Here is a 17,230-nt window from a genome sequence, read left to right on the forward strand (position 1 = left end):
AGCGGTATCGAGTGGTACTGAGGCAGGGCGCTGCAACACCTGCGGCGGCGTTGCGACGTCGGCTGAAGGGCAGGTGAGATGTGGATCAACAAGGGCTGCTGCGGCAGCCCTTTTGTTATGTCTGATCAATAATGAATAAATTGTGACAAGGAATTATTCGTATTTTTTCGATTACGAAAATAATGCAAAAACAACAGGATAGATCACTTCGCGTGAAGATATTCTTGGCTTGCCTTTGTCTTTATCTGCAACGATAATCGCCCCCATCATGCAGGAGAGAGTGGCCAATCGCGGCCACCGCCGAAGGCGCAAGCGCACCCGCAATCGCTCAGGCAAAAGGACTGCATCATCGGATATCACGTATCTGCTTTACTCTGGAGAGCGCTGCCCATGAAGGCAGCCACCGAAGGGGCTAACGGCGGCTGAAAATGCCCGCCGGAAAATCTCAGGTGTCAGGACAGAGGGGTGTTGTACCAAGACAGGCAAAACACCCCCTTTGCAAGGACGCACAGATGACGGCCCCGAAACGTACCCCCCTGTTTGACGCTCATGTCGCCGCCGGCGCCAAGATGGTTGATTTCGCCGGTTGGGAAATGCCCATCCATTACGGCTCCCAGCTGAAGGAACATGAGATCGTGCGCAGCGACGCCGGCATGTTCGATGTGTCCCACATGACCGTGATCGACATCACCGGCAGCGATGCCAAGGCCTGGCTGCAACAGCTGATTGCCAACGACGTGGCCAAGCTGGGCTTTGAAGGCAAGGCGCTGTACTCCGGCATGCTGACCGAAGACGGCACCGTGGTGGACGACCTGATTGTCTACCTGACTTCCTACGGCTACCGCATGGTGGTGAATGCCGGTACCACTGATAAAGACCTGGCCTGGATGGAGAGCCACAAGGCCGGTTTTGATGTCTCCCTCAATGTACGTCGCGACCTGGCCATGCTGGCCGTGCAAGGCCCCAATGCCATTGCCAAGGTCTGTGCGGTAAAGCCGCAACTGGCCGACGCCATTCAATCACTCAAGGTATTCCAGGGCTTGCCTGCAGGCGACTGGTTCTTTGCCCGAACCGGCTACACCGGTGAAGACGGTCTGGAAATCATGATTCCGGCCGGCGAAGCCATCAACTTCTTCAATCAGCTGGTAGAGGCCGGCGTGGCCCCCATCGGCCTGGGCGCACGCGACACCCTGCGTCTGGAAGCCGGCATGAACCTGTACGGCCACGACATGGACGAAACCGTATCTCCGCTGCAGGCCGGCATGGGCTGGACCATTGCCTGGGAACCGGCCAGCCGTGACTTTATCGGCCGCAAGGCACTGGAAGCCCAGAAGGCCGCCGGTGTGCCGATGAAGCAGGTGGGCCTGGTGCTGGAAGGCCGTGGCGTGCTGCGTGAAGGCCAGAAAGTGGTAGTGGAAGGCGTGGGTGAGGGCATCATCACCAGCGGCACCTTCTCGCCCACCCTCAAGCACTCCATCGCCATCGCCCGCGTACCGGCCGCAACCGGTGCCGACGCACAGGTGGATTTGCGTGGTACGCTCACCGCTGTCCGCGTGGTGAAGATGCCGTTCGTGCGCAACGGCAAGAAAGTTTTCGAATAACAGCGAGCCGGAATACAGCTAGCCAGCCCTTGGCGCTGGCTGGCGGTTTCCCGCTCCCGTAACGGTTCAATCAATCCGAGGAGATTCAATCCATGAGCAATATCCCTGCCGAACTGAAATACGTTGCCAGCCACGAATGGCTGCGTCTGGAAGCCGACGGTTCCGTTACCGTGGGCATTACCGAACATGCACAAGAGCTGCTGGGCGACATCGTGTTCGTCGAGCTGCCGAAAGTGGGTGCCAACCTGGCTGCTGAAGAGCAAGCTGGCGTGGTGGAATCGGTAAAAGCCGCTTCCGATGTATACGCCCCGATCGCCGGTGAAGTGCTGGAAGTGAACGCCGAACTGGAAGCCGCTCCCGAGCTGGCCAACAGCGAGCCCTATGGCGCTGGCTGGTTCTTCAAGATCAAGCCGGCCAATGCCGCAGATCTGGACAGCCTGCTGGATGCCGCTGGCTACGCCAAGGAAATCGGCGCCTGATTGCACGCTGTCAAAGCCTCGTGATGCACACCATCGCGGGGCTTTTTCAGTTTCAGGCACAGCTCTTCATTACCGGACACCCACCATGACTCTTGCTTCCCTGTTTAACCGTAGCGAATTCATTGCCCGCCATATCGGGCCCTCCGATGCAGAACGCAGCGAAATGCTGGCCGAAATCGGTGCCGCCTCGCTGGACGATCTGGTTGCCCAGACCCTGCCGGCCGACATCCGCCTGAACCGTGCGCTGGACCTGCGTCCCCGGTGCCGGAAGCCGAAGCCCTGGCCGCGCTGAAAGATGTGGCCAGCCGCAACATCGTCAACAAGTCTTTCATCGGCCTGGGTTACTACCCGGTGCTGACCCCCACCGTCATCCTGCGCAATGTGCTGGAAAACCCGGGCTGGTACACCGCTTACACCCCGTATCAGGCTGAAATCGCCCAGGGTCGTCTGGAAGCCTTGCTCAACTACCAGCAAATGGTGATGGACCTGACCGGTCTGGAAATGGCCAATGCCTCGCTGCTGGACGAAGCCACCGCCGCCGCCGAAGCCATGGCCATGGCGCGCCGTGTATCCAAGAGCAAGTCCGAACAGTTCTTTGTCGACAGCCGCGTGCTGCCGCAAACCCTGGACGTGATGAAGACCCGTGCCAAGTACTTCGGTTTCGAGCTGGTTTCCGGCCACCCGGAAGAGGCTGGCAATGGCGACTACTTTGGTGCGCTGTTCCAGTATCCGGGCGAAGCGGGTGACCTGATCGACCTGACGCCGTACATTGCCGCCGTCAAGGCCAAGGGTGGTGTGGCCGTGGTGGCTGCCGACATCATGGCGCTGGTGGCACTGAAGTCGCCGGCCGAAATGGGTGCCGATGTGGCCATCGGCAACACCCAGCGCTTTGGCGTGCCGATGGGCTATGGTGGCCCGCACGCGGCCTACTTTGCCTTCAAGGATGAAATGAAGCGCTCGGCACCGGGCCGCATCATCGGTGTGTCGGTGGATGCCAAGGGCAAGACCGCGCTGCGCATGGCGCTGCAAACCCGCGAGCAGCACATCCGCCGCGAAAAGGCCAACTCCAATATCTGTACCAGCCAGGTACTGCTGGCCAATATCGCCGGCATGTACGCGGTGTACCACGGTGCGGAAGGCGTCAAGCGCATTGCCAGCCGCATCCACCGTCTGGCTGCCATCTTCGCCCATGCGGTGAAGAGTGCCGGTGGCAAGCTGGTATTCGACCGCTTCTACGATACGGTACAGGTGGAAGCGGCCAATGCCGACGCCATCTACGCCGCCGCCCTGGCTGCCGGTTACAACCTGCGTCGCGTGTCTGCCACCGTGCTGGGCGTGGCCTTCCACGAAGCGGCTACCGAGGCTGATCTGGCCACGCTGATCCAGCTGTTTACCGGCAAGGATGCCGACATCGCCGCGCTGGATGCCGCCGCTGCCGATGCCATCCCGGCCGGCCTCAAGCGCGAATCCGCCTTCTTCACCCACCCGGTGTTCAACACCCACCACAGCGAGCACGAGATGCTGCGCTACCTGAAGAAGCTGGAAAACCGCGACCTGGCGATGAATCACTCGATGATTTCGCTGGGCAGCTGCACCATGAAGCTGAATGCCACCAGCGAGATGATTCCCATCACCTGGCCGGAATTCGCCAATATGCACCCGTTTGCCCCGCGTGATCAGGCTGCCGGTTACCTGCAACTGATCGACGACCTGCAAACCCAGCTGAAAGCCATCACTGGTTTTGACGCCATTTCCATGCAGCCCAACTCGGGTGCGCAGGGCGAGTATGCCGGCCTGCTGGCCATCAGCCGTTACCACGAAGCGCGTGGCGAAGCGCAGCGCAATATCTGCCTGATTCCGCAATCGGCCCACGGTACCAACCCGGCCACCGCGCAGATGATGAACATGCAGGTAGTGGTGGTGAAGTGTGACGAATCCGGCAACGTCGACGTGGCCGACCTCAAGGCCAAGGCGGAGCAGCATTCGGCCAACCTGGCGGCGCTGATGATTACCTACCCGTCCACCCACGGTGTGTTCGAACAGCCGATCCGCGAAATCTGCGACATCATCCACAGCCATGGTGGCCAGGTGTACATGGACGGTGCCAACCTGAACGCCCAGGTGGGCCTGTGCCGTCCGGCGGACATCGGTGCCGACGTGTCGCACATGAACCTGCACAAGACCTTCTGCATCCCGCACGGCGGTGGCGGCCCGGGCATGGGCCCCATCGGCCTGAAAGCCCATCTGGCCCCGTTCATGGCCAACCACGTGGTGGCTGACGTGCCGGGTGCGGTTGCCGGTCAGACTGCGGTGTCCGCTGCGCCGTTCGGCTCGGCTTCCATCCTGCCCATCTCCTTCATGTATATCCGCATGATGGGTGCCGAGGGCATGAAGGCTGCCACCGAAAACGCACTCTTGTCCGCCAACTACATGGCCAAGAAGCTGGGTGAGCATTTCCCGGTGCTGTATACCGGTGCCAATGGCCGTGTGGCGCACGAGTGCATCATCGACCTGCGCCCGCTCAAGGCTGCCAGCGGCGTGACCGAGGTGGACGTGGCCAAGCGCCTGATGGACTACGGCTTCCACGCTCCGACCATGAGCTTCCCGGTACCGGGCACGCTGATGATCGAGCCGACCGAATCCGAACCCAAGGCCGAACTGGACCGCTTCATTGCCGCCATGACCGCCATCCGTCAGGAAATCGACCAGGTGCAGAACGGCACATGGCCGGCGGACAACAACCCGCTGCGCAATGCACCGCACAGCAAGGCTGACATCGCTGGCGACTGGGACCGTCCGTACAGCCGCGAAACCGGCCTGTTCCCGCTGCCTTATGTGCTGGAAAACAAGTTCTGGCCGAGCGTGAACCGTATCGACGACGTATACGGCGACCGCAACCTGGTGTGCAGCTGCCCCAGCACCGACAGCTACATGTAAGTCAGCCCATGCGTGGGGCCTGTCTGGGTCCCACCGCCATAAGCCCCCGTTTTTCGGGGGCTTTCAGGCCGCAGGCAAGGTCATTTGGTACGATTTTCCAGGGCCCGGCAAAGCCGGGCCTTTCGATTGAGTTATCGCTTCCGCAGCCTTCCTGTCTATTCCCAATTCCCCCGCCCTTGCCCTGCAAGGGAGCCTCGCCTTCTTTATCAGAAAGCGAGATGAGGTGGAAATCATCTGTAAGCCCCCGTTTTTACGGGGGCTTTTTTATTTTTCTGGCGCCAGCTGACTGCTTGTCCACCCGTCATGGCGGGTAGGCGTTAACCACCTGTTGCTTAAAATATGGGCAGGTATTAAAGAAATGAGATTTATTTTAAGTTTATGGTTTAAAAAGGCTGGATGATTGCTAGAATGACTCTCTTATTCATTGCACATGACGAAATGCTTGTTGTCATGGATTCACCATTCAGGATGCAAGAGCAGGTTGGAACGCGATATGCCGCATGATGGAGTACCGTTTACCGAGGAAAGCATGGCGCGCTTTGCCTTGCTCGACAGGCTGCGCCATCCGGTATGGGTATTCGATATTGAAGCCCGGCGCGTGTACTGGGCCAACCCTCCTGCCTTGCAGGTGTGGGAGGCTGCCAGCCTGGATGAATTGTGCAGCCGTGACATGGGGCAGGACATGTCCGACTCCGTGGCACGCCGTTTGCAGCAGTACCAGAGTGACTTCATCAGCCATGACATGATGTTTTCCGAAACCTGGACGCTCTATCCCAACGGTCATCCGCGCAGCCTGAAGGTGATGTTCAGCGGAATACGCCATCAGGGACGCATGCTGATGCTGTGCGAGGCGCTGGGTGAGTTGCAGGCCGACCCGGACACCCTGCGCAGTGCGGAAGCCCTGTTGCATTCGCCGGTATTCATCACCCTGTATCAGGCCGATGGCAAGGCGCTGTATCGCAATCCCAGTGCACGTGAGCAGGTGCTGGACCCGGCAGAGTGCTGGCAGACGCGTTTTGTCGACCCGGCCGATCTGGCCGCGTTGCAACAACAGCTGCGGGCACATGGCAAGGGTCGCTTGGTGGCCAGGGTGCTGACCCGGCAGGGGGAGCGCTGGCATGAAGTATCGGCACGCCATTGCCGCGATGCGGCATCCGGCCAGCCTGCAGTGCTGGTCAGCGAAATGGATGTCAGCGAGCTGAAAGAGGCCGAGGCGCGCGCCAGCTATCTGGCCATGCACGATATCCTCACCGGGCTGCCCAATCGCAATTTCGTCCAGCAGCATTACCCGGCCTTGTTGCAGCAGGCCCGTGCGCAAAATCTGGAAGTGGCCTTGTTGTGCATCGACCTGGACCGCTTCAAGAACATCAATGACAGCCTGGGTCACGGCTTTGGCGACTTGCTGCTGGTGCAGATGAGCGAGCGCCTGAAACAACTGCTGTGTGCCGGCCAGCAACTGGCCAGGCAGGGTGGCGACGAATTCCTGTTGCTGCTGTGCGCTCCGCAGGTCAAGGAGCTGGCTGCCAGCCTGGCCGCAGCCATCGTGGAAAGCCTGGGTCGCCCCTTGTGGCTGCACGGGCAGGAAGTACAGCTGACCGCCTCGGTGGGCATCAGCCTGTGCGCCGACGGGGCCGAGGATGTGCAAAGCCATATGCGCCATGCCGACCTGGCCATGTACAGCGCCAAGGAAGCCGGGCGCAATGGCGTCCAGTTTTACGACGAATCCATGGATGCCCGTGCCCGATCGCGCCTGGCGCTGGAGTACGAAATCCGCCGCGGCCTGGAAAATGGCGAATTCGAAGCCTTCTACCAGCCTCGCGTGGATTGCTTCAGCGGCCGCATTGTCGGGGCTGAAGCGCTGGCGCGCTGGCGACATCCGGAACGCGGCCTGTTATTTCCTGACAGCTTCATCCCCGCCAGTGAGGAAAGCGGCCTGATACGCGAACTGGACCGGCAAATCCTGGCACAGGTGGCCTCCCAGCTGGCGAACTGGCATCGACAGGGGCGGAACTTGCAGGTATCGGTCAACCTGTCGGCCAGCCAGTTTGCCGACCCGGAGCTGCCTGCCACCCTGCAACAGATCCTGCAGCAAAGCGGCTGCCCGGCCGCCAGTATCGAGCTGGAAATCACCGAGTCCCTGCTGCTGGCGCACGACCCGCACACCATGAACACGCTGGCCGCCTTGCAGGCCATGGGTTTTGCCATTGCCATCGACGATTTCGGTACCGGCTATTCCAACCTCGCGTATCTGCAAAACTATCCGCTCAACACCCTGAAGATTGATCGCTCCTTCATTTCCGGCCTGCCGCAAAGCTCGGCCATTCCGGAGCTGATCACCAGCCTGTGCCGCATCCTCAAGCTGGCCATGGTGGCCGAAGGAGTGGAAACCCATGCCCAGTTGCACTGGCTGCGCGAACAAGGCTGCCAGCAATATCAGGGCTATCTGTGCAGTCGCCCGCTGTCATTGCGCCACTTCAACGAATTGCTGGAGCATGGTGAAGAGCCGCCACGAAGCGCAGTCTGAATAAGCTTAGCGGGAATGCGTCATTCAAATTTGCCGCATCTTCCCTTAAGCTGATGTCCAGCCGGGGCCCCGCATGATGACGGCCTTCCCCCGCACGGAGACCAAGATGAACCTACGCACCCTGTTACCAGCCCTGATGCTGGCCAGCCCGCTGGCGCTGGCGGCCAAACCCCTGACTGTCTGTACCGATGCCAATCCGGAAGGCTTTGACGTGGTGCAGTACAACTCGCTGGTGACCACCAATGCCTCGGCCGATGTGCTGATGAACCGGCTGGTGGAATACGATGCGTCCGCTCACAAATTGCAGCCTGGCCTGGCCAGCAGCTGGCAGGTCAGCGCCGATGGCCTCAGCTACACTTTCAAGCTGCGTCCGGGCGTGGCCTTCCACAGCACCGATTACTTCAAGCCCAGCCGCAAGCTCAATGCCGACGACGTGGTATTCAGCTTCGAGCGCATGCTCAACCCGGACCACCCCTGGTACAAGACCGCGGCCAACGGCTACCCGCATGCCCAGTCCATGCAATTGCCCAAGCTGATCAAGTCGGTCAGCAAGGTGGACGACAACACCGTGCGCTTTGACCTGAACTATCCGGAATCCACTTTCCTGTCCACGCTGAGCATGGGCTTTGCCTCCATTTACTCGGCCGAATACGCCGCCCAGTTGCAGGCTGCCGGCAAACAGGCTGAGCTCAACAGCAAGCCCATCGGCACCGGTCCCTTCGTGTTCCGCAGCTTCCAGAAGGACAGCGTGGTGCGTTATCAGCCCAATCTGGCTTACTGGGGTGGTAAACCCAAGGTATCGGCACTGATCTACGCCATCACGCCGGATGCCACCGTGCGGGTACAAAAGCTGAAGGCAGGAGAGTGCCAGCTGGCCTTGTCAGCAAAACCGCAAGACGTGCTGGCGGTGCAGGGCGACAGCAAGATCCGCGTACTGTCCACACCGGCCTTCATGACCGCCTTTGTCGCCATCAACAGCCAGCACAAGCCTTTTGACAATGCGCTGGTGCGCCAGGCAGTGAATCTGGCCTTTGACAAGAACACCTATCTGAAGACCGTGTTTGATGGCACGGCTACAGCCGCCACGCTGCCGTATCCGCCCAATACCTGGAGCTATAACAAGAGCGTGAAGCCGTATCCGCAAGACCTGGCACGCGCAAAAAAACTGCTGGCCCAGGCTGGCTACCCCAACGGCTTTGACACCACGCTGTGGGTACGCCCCAGCGGCAGCACGCTCAACCCCAACCCCAAGGCCGGCGCCGAGCTGTTGCAGGCAGATCTGGCCAAGGTAGGTATCCGGGCGCAGATCAAGGTGATCGAGTGGGGCGAGCTGATCAAGCGCGGCAAGGCGGGCGAGCACGACCTGCTGTTCATGGGCTGGGCCGGGGATAATGGCGACCCGGACAACTTCCTCACCCCGCAGTTCTCCTGCGCCGCCGTGCAGTCCGGCACCAACTTTGCCCGCTATTGCGACCCGAAGCTGGACAAGCTGATTAGCGACGGAAAGAAAACCAGCGATTTTGCCCAGCGCAGCAAGCTGTACCTGCAGGCGCAAAAGCTGATCAGCGATCAGGCCTTGTGGCTGCCGCTGGCCCACCCCACGGCCTATGTGCTGGAGCGCAAGGAGGTGAGCGGCTACGCCGCCAACCCCTTTGGCCGCGTCAACTTTGCTGCGGTGAATGTGCAGTAAGCACTCAAGCCGGCTAAGCCGTTAAGTCCGATGCAAAAGGCAGCCTTGTGCTGCCTTTTTGCATCGCCAAGCGGCTGCCCATGGCAATCGCCGTGCTGCCCGGGACTCCTTGCGGTATCATGTGCCGGTGTTTGTCGATCACAGACGCAGCGGGTGCCGGGAACAGTCTGTCCCGGGGTTCCGCGCACCGGGAAGAACCTGCCATGAGCCGTAAAGAAAGCAAAGTCCAACCTTTGACCGCATTGTCGAAGCCAGCCTGCAGCTGTTCAACCAGCAGGGCGAGCGCAGCGTCACCACCAATCACATTGCGCGCTATCTGAATATCAGCACCGGCAATCTGTACTACCACTTTGCCTGCAAGGAAGACATCATCAACGAGCTGTACCGGCGCTACTCCAAGGGTATGGCCGATTATCTCAATGCCGCGGGCGAGCTGAGTGTGACTGCCTCGGTGGAAGGGCTGGTGTCCCTGCTGGAGAAGGTATTGCGCCATTTGTGGACCTTCCGTTTCATTCCGCAAAGCATTTCCAGCCTGTTTTCGGTCAACCAGTCCTTGCAGGAAAGCTACAGCAAGATCGAAGCCGGGCTGATCAGCCGTGGCGTGGAAAAGCTGTTTTTCAAGCTGCGCGATCAGGGCATGCTGGAAGGTGACGACGTGCAGATCGGTTTTCTCGCGCGTAATTTCCAGCTGTTGCAAACCGGCTGGATTGCCCGTCCCGACATTGCCAAATGTCCGCAGGAAGCACAGACCGTGGCGCGTGAGGGTTGCCTGAGCCTGCTGTATTTCCTGGCACCTTATGTGTCCAGCCGTTTCCGCCAGCCTTTCGAGCGCGTGCTGGCCGGCATGGCGCCGGTACATGGTGCGCTGCCGGCGGTATAAGCCATCTTTTCCTTGCCGCATTGCATGGCCAGTCGCTGACTGGCCATTTGTCATTTTGTGCCGGATTTTTCATAAGCTTTGCAGGAAATCCGGCTTGGCTTCTTCCCCTGCTGACGGTATGGTTAGGCCGATATGCAACAGGCGTAAAGCCACAGGAGAGAAGAAGATGAAACTGGAAACCCTGGCCGTGCACGGCGGCTACAGCCCGGACCCGACCACCAAGGCGGTGGCGGTGCCGCTGTATCAGACCACCAGCTATGCCTTTGACAGCACCCAGCACGGTGCCGACCTGTTCGACCTGAAAGTGCAGGGTAATATCTATACCCGCATCATGAACCCCACTACCGATGTGCTGGAAAAGCGCGTAGCTGCGCTGGAAGGTGGCATTGGTGCACTGGCGGTGGCATCTGGCATGGCGGCCATCAGCTATGCCATCCAGACCATCGCGGAGGCTGGTGACAACATCATTGCCACCAGCACGCTGTATGGCGGTACTTATAACCTGTTTGCCCACACCTTCCCGCAACTGGGCATCGAAGTGCGCTTTATCGACTACAAGGACCCGGCCTCCATCAGCAAGCTGGTGGATGGCAAGACCAAGGCGGTGTTCTGCGAGTCGGTGGGCAACCCGCTGGGCAATGTGGTGGACTTTGCCGCCTTTGCTCAGGAAGCGCACAAGCATGGCCTGCCGCTGATTGTCGACAATACCGTGCCCTCGCCGTACCTGTGCCGCCCCTTCGAGCATGGCGCGGATATCGTGGTGCACAGCCTCACCAAATACCTGGGCGGCCACGGCACCAGCATTGGCGGCATCATTGTCGATTCCGGCAAATTCCCCTGGGGCGAGCATAAAGAACGCTTTGTGCGCCTGAATACGCCGGATGTCAGCTACCACGGCGTGAATTACGTCGAGGCACTGGGCCCGGCGGCCTATATCGCCCGTGCCCGCGTGGTGCCGCTGCGCAATATGGGCGCCGCCATTTCGCCGTTCAATGCCTTCCTGATCCTGCAAGGCATCGAAACCCTGGCCTTGCGCCTGGACCGCATTTGCGACAATGCGCTGAAGGTGGCCGAGCGCCTACAAGCCCATCCGGCGGTGGAGTGGGTGGAATACGCCGCCCTGCCTTCCAGCCCCAGCAAGGCGCTGGTGGACAAATACATGGGTGGTCGCGCTTCGGGCATCCTGTCCTTCGGCATCAAGGGTGGCATCGAGGCCGGTGGCCGTTTCATCGATGCACTGCAACTGGTGACCCGTCTGGTGAATATCGGCGATGCCAAGAGCCTGGCTTGCCACCCGGCGTCCACCACCCACCGCCAGCTGTCGCCGGAAGAGCAGCTCAAGGCCGGGGTGCGACCGGAGCTGATTCGCCTGTCCATCGGCATCGAGCACATCGACGACATTCTGGCTGATGTGGATCAGGCGCTGAAAGCAGCGGCCCTGTAAAGGTGCTTTGTTGATGCAAAAAGGCTGCCGGATGGCAGCCTTTTTCAATGTGGTGGAACTAGCGGCGGTGTACCACCTGCGGGTTCAGGCCGTTGGCCAGGTGGTGATGCCACTTGCCGTTGATGAACTCCTGCACAAAGCGCTTGGCGCGCTCGGCGTGGTCCAGCTCGCCATGCGGGGCGATATTGCTCAGGTGTACCGGGTGGCCCAGTTTGCGCGCCAGCTCTTCGGTATCGATGAATACCAGTGGCTGGCCGGGAAAACTGGGGTAGCTGACGGTTTCGCGTGACAGCAGGGTCAGTTGCAGATGGTGCTTGTCGCGCTGAATGAAATCGTACAGCTCATCCACTGCGGCTTCCTCGCCCTCCAGCATTTGCAGGAAATCCTTGTTCATCAGCAACAGCAGGCTGTTGATGCCCAGGCGCTGGTTGCGGGCACGATAACCGGCCAGCAGCCCCAGCAGGGATTGCGGTGAATAGGCCGGATTAAGGGCGCTGGAGTAAATCAGGCGGATCATTGCAGTCTCCTGGCGCTGGAGCGCTCTTGTGGTGATGATGGCCGGTGTCATGGTGCGGACCCGGCTGGCTCCATGATAGGTGGAATTGCCTTGTCATGCACCTTGCCCGCTTGTGTGGCCAAATTTCAGCCGCCGGCCGCGCCCAGATGCAGCCAGAGCAGGAAGCTCAGCAGTGCCGCCAGTGCGTGCAGCCAGGCGCGCCAGCGATAACTCACGGCCACGCCTTGCGGCGTGAGGGTGTTGATCAGATAGGGCTTGCCGTCATCCGGCTTGCGTACATGCAAGGTGGGCGGGGTGCTGGCCAGCTGCTGGTGTAACTGGCGTACCTCACGCTCGGCAGCGGCACGTACCAGCTGCCATTCCTGTTCGCTGATCTGCCCGCTGCCGTCCAGATCAAAACGGCGCAGCAAGGCCGGCTGGTCCTGTTTCCATTCGCTCAGCTTTGCGCCCACATCCTGGCGGAATGCCTGCTGGTCGGGTCGCACGCCACCGTGGCTGCTCAACTGGCCCAGTACGTAGAGCGGGTCGCCTTCATCTATCCATTCTTCCACCAGCGTTTCATTGCCTTCCTGCCAGCTCTCGCGGTGTGGCGGCTGCACCTCGGCACCTTCCGGGTGGATGATCACCGCCTGCTTGCCATCCTGCAGCACAAAAGACTGATCGCTGCACTCCGGTACGGACAGCAGGCTGCCGCTGTCCAGCGTCAGCGGGTCTAGCGTACGGCCGGACAGGGCGCTGCGCCGGTCATTGTGATAGCGCCAGCAGCGGTACCACACGCAGCGGCGGCCGGAATAGGGGCTGTAGTTGACGGCACGCTCATGGTTGGCGGCCACGCCATAGAGTTCCACATGGCCCAGTGCGGCTGTTGCTGCGCGTGCGGTGGGCGTGTCGGCAATCAGCCGGTAACGCCGGTAATTGAGCCACCAGCCGATCAGCCCGCAGAGCAGCATGGCAGGCAGCAGCAGTTGGCGAAAACCGGCAGTCCCAGTTTCAGGCCGGCAAAGCCCAGCAGCAGGTAAAGGCCAAAGGCCATCCAGCCATTGCGCGTCCACTGCCAGCTCAACCACTGCTGCATGATTCAACCCTGGCGGAACAGCTGGGCCAGATCAACATCCCGCTTTTCGGCGACGCTGAACTGCAAGGCGCGGGCGGGCTGGAAGTTGAACAGGCGGGCGATGAGCACATCGGGGAATTGCTCGATGCGTACATTGTTGAGGTTGACGGCATCGTTATACAGCTCGCGCCGATCGGCAATGGTGTCTTCCAGCTGGCTGATGCGCTCGGCCAGATGAGAGAATTGCTGGTCTGCCTTCAGTTCCGGGTAGGCTTCCGCCACGGCCAGCACCTGGCCGATCAGCCCGCGCAGCTTGCCTTCCTCGTGCCCCAGCCCTTCCATATTGCGACTTTGGGCGTACTGGGCCACGGCCGAGCGCGCCTCCATCACCCGGCTGAGGGTTTGCTGTTCGAACTGGGCGTATTGCTTGCATACCTCCACCAGCTTGGGCAGTTCGTCATGGCGCTGCTTGAGCAGCACGTCGATATTGGCCCAGCTGCGGGCAACGGCATGCTTGAGGTTGACCAGCGCGTTGTACAGGGTGATGAAATACAGCAGGACAATGGCGATCACGCCAAAGAAAATCACCAGCTTCATGGAGGGGACTCCCCGAGGGTGCCGTGGTGGCAGGTAAAATACTGTTAAGCAGGATTATTCTAGCGGCATCGTCAGACATGCTGCCAGCAGTGTCAAGAAAGAGGATGGGGAATGCAGCTGCTCAACATCATTGGAGCTGGAAAACTGGGACGTACGCTGGGTCGCCTGGCGGCGCAAAGCGGCCAGTACCGGGTACAGGACTGCGTGGCCCGCAGCGCGGCATCGGCGCAGGCAGCGGTGGATTTTATCGGCGCAGGCCGGGCATGCAGCCAGCTGGCACAGGTGCAGCCAGCAGCGCTGACCTTGCTGTCCGTGCCGGACGATGCCATTGCCGCCACGGCACAGGCGCTGGCTGATAGTGGGCGGGTGCAGCCCGGAGCGGTGGTGTTTCATGCCAGTGGCGCGGCAGAGGCGGAAATACTGGCACCCTTGCGTGCAGTGGGGGCGCATGTGGCCAGCCTGCATCCCGCGTTTTCCTTTGCCGACCCGGCACGGGCAGTGATGCAATTTGCCGCCACCTTGTGCGCGCTGGAAGGCGATGCGCAGCGCTGCCGCCGTTGCAGGACTTTGCCGCGGCCATTGGCGCACGGCCGTTTGCGCTGGCACCGGGTGGCAAGGCGGCCTATCACGCGGCTTTGTCGGTAGCCTCCAATTATCTGGTCACGCTGACCGATATCGCCCGTCAGCTGGCACGGCAGGGTGGTGTGGATGAGGCGCTGTTGCCCGCCTTGCTCGGGCCGTTGATGCAGGGCAGTCTGGCCAATGCGCTGAGCATGGGGCCGCAGCAGGCGCTGACCGGGCCCATCGTGCGTGGTGATGCTGCGACGGTAGCGCGTCATCTGGTGGTATTGCCGCTGGAATTGCAGCCCGCCTATCGGGTGCTGGGCGAGCGCACGGTAGCACTGGCGGGGGCGCGTCTGCCTGAGGAGGCGCGGCAGACGCTGCTGGCCTTATTGCGCGACTGAATCGGCTTCTGGTGCTGCCACCTTGAATACCTGGCGCAGATAGGCAAGGAAGGTGGCATCGCTGCACATGGTCTTGCCCGGGCTGTCGGATAACTTGGCCACCGGCTGGCCATTGCAGCTCACCAGTTTCAGCACGATTTGCAGCGGCTCCAGCCCCATGTCATTGGTGAAGTGGGTGCCAATGCCAAAGCTCACCTGAATGTGCGGGCTGTAGCGGCGGTGCAGTTCCAGTGCCTTGTCCACGCTCAGGCCGTCGCTGAAGGTGAGCATCTTGGTGGCCGGGTCGATGCGCAGTTTGCGGTAATGGGCAATTGCCTTGTCCGCCCATTCCACCGGGTCGCCACTGTCGTGACGCAGGCCGTCGAACAGCTTGGCAAAGTACAAGTCGAAATCCGCCAGAAAGGCATCCATGCACACCACGTCGGTGAGCGCGATGCCCAGGTCGCCGCGGTATTCCTGCACCCAGGCCTCCAGGGCTGCGTTCTGAAAATCACGCAGCCGCACGCCCAATGCCTGGAAGGCCTGAAAGAACTCATGCGCCATGGTGCCGATGGGGGTGATGCCCAGCTTCCATGCCAGCCAGACATTGCTGGTGCCACGGAAAATCTTGGGCAGGGCGGCATTGAGCTGCTCCACCACTTGCTGCTGCCATTCACGGCTGAAGCGGCGACGGGTGCCGAAGTCGGAAATCAGCAGCGGAAAGCGCTGGCTGGCGCTTTCTTCTGCCTCGAAGCGCAGCAGGGTGGCAATTTTCTCATCCAGCCGCCGCTGGCCTTCCTCACGTACCTGCGGCGTGTCCAGACGGCGGAAGTACAGCTCGTTGACGATGGCCAGCACGAAAATCTCGAAGAACATCGCCTGTACCAGCGGTCCTTCGATATGAATGTTCAGCGCATCGCCATCGCATTCCACCCGGATGAAGCGGCGCTGCAGGTGGAACAGTTCCAGATAATCGACAAAATCACTCTTGATGAAGCGCAAGCTGCGCAGATAGGCCAGCTCCGGCTGAGTGAACTGTAGCTGGCACAACCAGTCCAGTTGGGCTTCCAGCTCCTTGTGCAATTGTGACAGCGGGTAATCCGGCTGGTTACGGCAGCGGAAGGCATACTGCCCGTAAGCTGCCGGAAACTGATGCAGGATGGCCTGAAGCATGGTGAATTTGTACAGGTCGGTATCCAGCAGGGAATGGATCAGCGGCGGCAGCTTGGGCATGGTGTGGGCTTTCAGGCAGCGTGCAGGATGAAAATGGCCGGGCGTTTGTGGAAGTCCGGCGCGTCTTGTGGCCAGTCCTTCACCAGGCGGCTGACGATGGTTTCCGTCGGCAAGGTCAGGTCGCAGGCTACCGCCAGCCGTGTAGCGGGGGCCAGTGTCTCACGCAATTGCTGCAGCAGCGCATTGTTGCGGTAGGGTGTTTCGATGAACACCTGGGTTTCGTTGCGCTGGCGCGAGCGTTGTTCCAGCTCCTTCACCACTTTGGCCTTTTCCGCCGCATCCACCGGCAGGTAGCCGTGGAAGGCAAAGCACTGGCCATTGGCCCCGGAGGCCATCAGCGCCAGCAAAATGGAAGAAGGGCCGATCAGCGGTGCCACGCGGATGCCGCGCTCGTGCGCCAGTGCCACCAGTTGCGCGCCGGGGTCGGCTACCGCCGGGCAGCCGGCTTCGGAGATCAGGCCCACGTCTTCACCCGCCAGCAGCGGCGCAAGCAGGGCGGTGACATCGGCTGGCTTGGTGTGTTCGTTGAGCGTGCTCATCGCCAGCTCGCGAATGGGCGTGCTGACGCCCAGCGCCTTGAGGTGCTTGCGCGCGGTTTTTTCCGCTTCCACCACAAAGTGGCGGATATGCAGCACCTTGGCCGCTTCGCTGGCAGGCAGCCAGGCAATGCTTTCGTCGCCCAGCGGGGCGGGAATCAGAAACAGGGTGCCGGCCATTACAGAATCTCCACGCCTTCGGCGTTCAACATGCTGATGAGTCGGAACAGTGGTACCCCGATCAGGGCGTTCGGGTCGTCCGACTCCACTTTTTCCAGCAGCGCACCACCCAGGCCTTCGCTCTTGGCGCTACCTGCGCAGTGCAGGGCATCCGGCTCGCGCGTCAGGTAATTGCGGATTTGCTGTTCGGTCAGCTGACGCAAGGTCACGCGGGTAATGCCCACGGTTTCCTGCAAGCGTTCGCTGGCGGTGTTGTATAGTGCCAACGCCGAATGAAACACCACGGTGCGACCGCTCATCCACTGCAGCATGGCTACGCCGTTTTCAAACGAGCCGGGTTTGCCGATTTGCTGGCCATCGAGCAGGGCGACCTGGTCGGAGCCGATGATCAGTGCATTCGGGTAGTCGGCCGCCAGCGACTGGGCCTTGGTGCGTGCCAGGCGGACGGCAGTGTCCAGTGCACTTTCACCCGGCAGCGGGGTTTCGTCGCAGACGGGCGGCACGGCGGTGAAGGGCAGCCCGAGGCGGGCGATGATTTCCTGCCGGTAGCGGGAGGTGGAAGCCAGGATGATCTGCATGGTGGTATTGCTTGATTATTTTGACAAATCAGGGAG

At 60.9% G+C, this 17,230-nt stretch carries 16 protein-coding genes, 1 pseudogene and 2 riboswitches; of the genes and pseudogenes, 9 read left to right on the forward strand and 8 right to left on the reverse strand.

Going from position 1 to position 17,230, the window contains the following annotated elements; all coding sequences use genetic code 11:
- Positions 1-261 precede the first annotated feature (261 nt).
- Positions 262-354: riboswitch (glycine riboswitch) on the forward strand.
- 10 nt (positions 355-364) lie between these two features.
- Positions 365-471: riboswitch (glycine riboswitch) on the forward strand.
- Positions 472-512: 41 nt separating this feature from the next.
- The 5 genes and pseudogenes from gcvT (at position 513) to AWT75_RS14345 (ending at position 9,231) form a co-directional block, all read left to right on the forward strand.
- Positions 513-1,601 carry a glycine cleavage system aminomethyltransferase GcvT gene (gene gcvT, locus AWT75_RS14325; RefSeq protein ID WP_062789778.1) on the forward strand — a complete coding sequence of 363 codons (1,089 nt, stop codon included), beginning with the start codon at positions 513-515 and terminating at the stop codon, positions 1,599-1,601.
- A gap of 92 nt (positions 1,602-1,693) precedes the next feature.
- Positions 1,694-2,080: a glycine cleavage system protein GcvH gene (gene gcvH / locus AWT75_RS14330; RefSeq protein ID WP_062789780.1), complete on the forward strand. Its 387-nt coding sequence runs from the start codon at positions 1,694-1,696 to the stop codon at positions 2,078-2,080.
- An 85-nt stretch (positions 2,081-2,165) separates the two neighbouring features.
- Positions 2,166-5,017: pseudogene (gene gcvP, locus AWT75_RS14335) on the forward strand (aminomethyl-transferring glycine dehydrogenase).
- 493 nt (positions 5,018-5,510) lie between these two features.
- A complete protein-coding gene (locus AWT75_RS14340; protein ID WP_239689602.1) occupies positions 5,511-7,541 on the forward strand; it encodes a putative bifunctional diguanylate cyclase/phosphodiesterase in 2,031 nt (676 codons plus the stop codon).
- 106 nt (positions 7,542-7,647) lie between these two features.
- A complete protein-coding gene (locus AWT75_RS14345; protein ID WP_062789853.1) occupies positions 7,648-9,231 on the forward strand; it encodes an ABC transporter substrate-binding protein in 1,584 nt (527 codons plus the stop codon).
- Between the two features lie 13 nt (positions 9,232-9,244).
- On the opposite strand, the gene AWT75_RS23010 is transcribed toward AWT75_RS14345, so the two are convergent.
- Positions 9,245-9,580, reverse strand: coding sequence for a hypothetical protein (locus tag AWT75_RS23010; protein ID WP_062789783.1), 336 nt, complete (start codon positions 9,578-9,580; stop codon positions 9,245-9,247).
- Between AWT75_RS23010 and AWT75_RS14355 the strand changes: the two genes are divergently transcribed.
- Both AWT75_RS14355 and AWT75_RS14360 read left to right on the forward strand, forming a co-directional pair.
- Positions 9,494-10,111: a TetR/AcrR family transcriptional regulator gene (locus AWT75_RS14355; RefSeq protein WP_420835426.1), complete on the forward strand. Its 618-nt coding sequence runs from the start codon at positions 9,494-9,496 to the stop codon at positions 10,109-10,111. The genes AWT75_RS23010 and AWT75_RS14355 overlap by 87 nt on opposite strands.
- Before the next feature lie 166 nt (positions 10,112-10,277).
- Positions 10,278-11,555: an O-acetylhomoserine aminocarboxypropyltransferase/cysteine synthase family protein gene (locus AWT75_RS14360; RefSeq protein ID WP_062789787.1), complete on the forward strand. Its 1,278-nt coding sequence runs from the start codon at positions 10,278-10,280 to the stop codon at positions 11,553-11,555.
- A gap of 58 nt (positions 11,556-11,613) precedes the next feature.
- Here AWT75_RS14360 and AWT75_RS14365 read toward each other — a convergent pair whose 3' ends face one another.
- The 4 genes from AWT75_RS14365 to AWT75_RS14375 form a co-directional block, all read right to left on the reverse strand.
- Positions 11,614-12,072 (reverse strand): BLUF domain-containing protein, encoded by a 459-nt coding sequence (locus AWT75_RS14365; protein WP_052693880.1) that lies wholly within the window; start codon positions 12,070-12,072, stop codon positions 11,614-11,616.
- A 125-nt stretch (positions 12,073-12,197) separates the two neighbouring features.
- Positions 12,198-13,022 (reverse strand): EF-hand domain-containing protein, encoded by an 825-nt coding sequence (locus AWT75_RS14370; RefSeq protein ID WP_239689603.1) that lies wholly within the window; start codon positions 13,020-13,022, stop codon positions 12,198-12,200.
- Complete coding sequence (locus tag AWT75_RS23015) at positions 13,004-13,147, reverse strand: hypothetical protein (RefSeq protein WP_239689604.1); 144 nt, start codon at positions 13,145-13,147, stop codon at positions 13,004-13,006. Before AWT75_RS23015 ends, AWT75_RS14370 begins: the two co-directional genes overlap by 19 nt.
- A gap of 3 nt (positions 13,148-13,150) precedes the next feature.
- Entirely contained in the window at positions 13,151-13,723 is a 573-nt protein-coding gene (locus AWT75_RS14375; RefSeq protein WP_045846164.1) for a LemA family protein, read from the reverse strand.
- 111 nt (positions 13,724-13,834) lie between these two features.
- On the opposite strand from AWT75_RS14375, the gene AWT75_RS23020 reads away from it, so the two are divergent.
- Together AWT75_RS23020 and AWT75_RS23025 are read left to right on the forward strand one after the other, a co-directional pair.
- Positions 13,835-14,368: a hypothetical protein gene (locus tag AWT75_RS23020; protein ID WP_239689605.1), complete on the forward strand. Its 534-nt coding sequence runs from the start codon at positions 13,835-13,837 to the stop codon at positions 14,366-14,368.
- Positions 14,281-14,688 (forward strand): DUF2520 domain-containing protein, encoded by a 408-nt coding sequence (locus AWT75_RS23025; protein WP_239689606.1) that lies wholly within the window; start codon positions 14,281-14,283, stop codon positions 14,686-14,688. Before AWT75_RS23020 ends, AWT75_RS23025 begins: the two co-directional genes overlap by 88 nt.
- Here the strand turns inward: AWT75_RS23025 and pncB are convergent.
- Genes pncB through AWT75_RS14395 form a run of 3 tightly spaced genes read right to left on the reverse strand, consistent with a single transcriptional unit; the run spans position 14,674 to position 17,194 of the window.
- A complete protein-coding gene (gene pncB, locus AWT75_RS14385) occupies positions 14,674-15,891 on the reverse strand; it encodes a nicotinate phosphoribosyltransferase (protein WP_045846278.1) in 1,218 nt (405 codons plus the stop codon). The genes AWT75_RS23025 and pncB overlap by 15 nt on opposite strands.
- A gap of 20 nt (positions 15,892-15,911) precedes the next feature.
- The gene (locus AWT75_RS14390) at positions 15,912-16,616 is read right to left on the reverse strand and encodes an SAM-dependent methyltransferase (protein WP_062789789.1); all 705 of its coding nucleotides are present in this window, start codon (positions 16,614-16,616) and stop codon (positions 15,912-15,914) included.
- A complete protein-coding gene (locus tag AWT75_RS14395; RefSeq protein WP_062789791.1) occupies positions 16,616-17,194 on the reverse strand; it encodes a Maf family protein in 579 nt (192 codons plus the stop codon). Before AWT75_RS14395 ends, AWT75_RS14390 begins: the two co-directional genes overlap by 1 nt.
- Positions 17,195-17,230: the final 36 nt, after the last annotated feature.

Origin of the sequence: Aquitalea pelogenes (assembly GCF_001515305.1) — a bacterium.
Lineage (GTDB): Bacteria > Pseudomonadota > Gammaproteobacteria > Burkholderiales > Chromobacteriaceae > Aquitalea > Aquitalea pelogenes.

Coding starts and splice junctions, on each gene's coding strand:
- AWT75_RS14365 (WP_052693880.1), bottom strand. CDS start 12,072: ATGATCCGCCTGATTTACTCCAGCGCCCTTAATCCGGCCTATTCACCG.
- AWT75_RS14395 (WP_062789791.1), bottom strand. CDS start 17,194: ATGCAGATCATCCTGGCTTCCACCTCCCGCTACCGGCAGGAAATCATC.
- AWT75_RS23020 (WP_239689605.1), top strand. CDS start 13,835: ATGCAGCTGCTCAACATCATTGGAGCTGGAAAACTGGGACGTACGCTG.
- AWT75_RS14340 (WP_239689602.1), top strand. CDS start 5,511: ATGCCGCATGATGGAGTACCGTTTACCGAGGAAAGCATGGCGCGCTTT.
- AWT75_RS23015 (WP_239689604.1), bottom strand. CDS start 13,147: ATGCAGCAGTGGTTGAGCTGGCAGTGGACGCGCAATGGCTGGATGGCC.
- AWT75_RS14345 (WP_062789853.1), top strand. CDS start 7,648: ATGAACCTACGCACCCTGTTACCAGCCCTGATGCTGGCCAGCCCGCTG.
- AWT75_RS14360 (WP_062789787.1), top strand. CDS start 10,278: ATGAAACTGGAAACCCTGGCCGTGCACGGCGGCTACAGCCCGGACCCG.
- AWT75_RS14370 (WP_239689603.1), bottom strand. CDS start 13,022: ATGCTGCTCTGCGGGCTGATCGGCTGGTGGCTCAATTACCGGCGTTAC.
- gcvT (WP_062789778.1), top strand. CDS start 513: ATGACGGCCCCGAAACGTACCCCCCTGTTTGACGCTCATGTCGCCGCC.
- gcvH (WP_062789780.1), top strand. CDS start 1,694: ATGAGCAATATCCCTGCCGAACTGAAATACGTTGCCAGCCACGAATGG.
- AWT75_RS14375 (WP_045846164.1), bottom strand. CDS start 13,723: ATGAAGCTGGTGATTTTCTTTGGCGTGATCGCCATTGTCCTGCTGTAT.
- AWT75_RS14390 (WP_062789789.1), bottom strand. CDS start 16,616: ATGGCCGGCACCCTGTTTCTGATTCCCGCCCCGCTGGGCGACGAAAGC.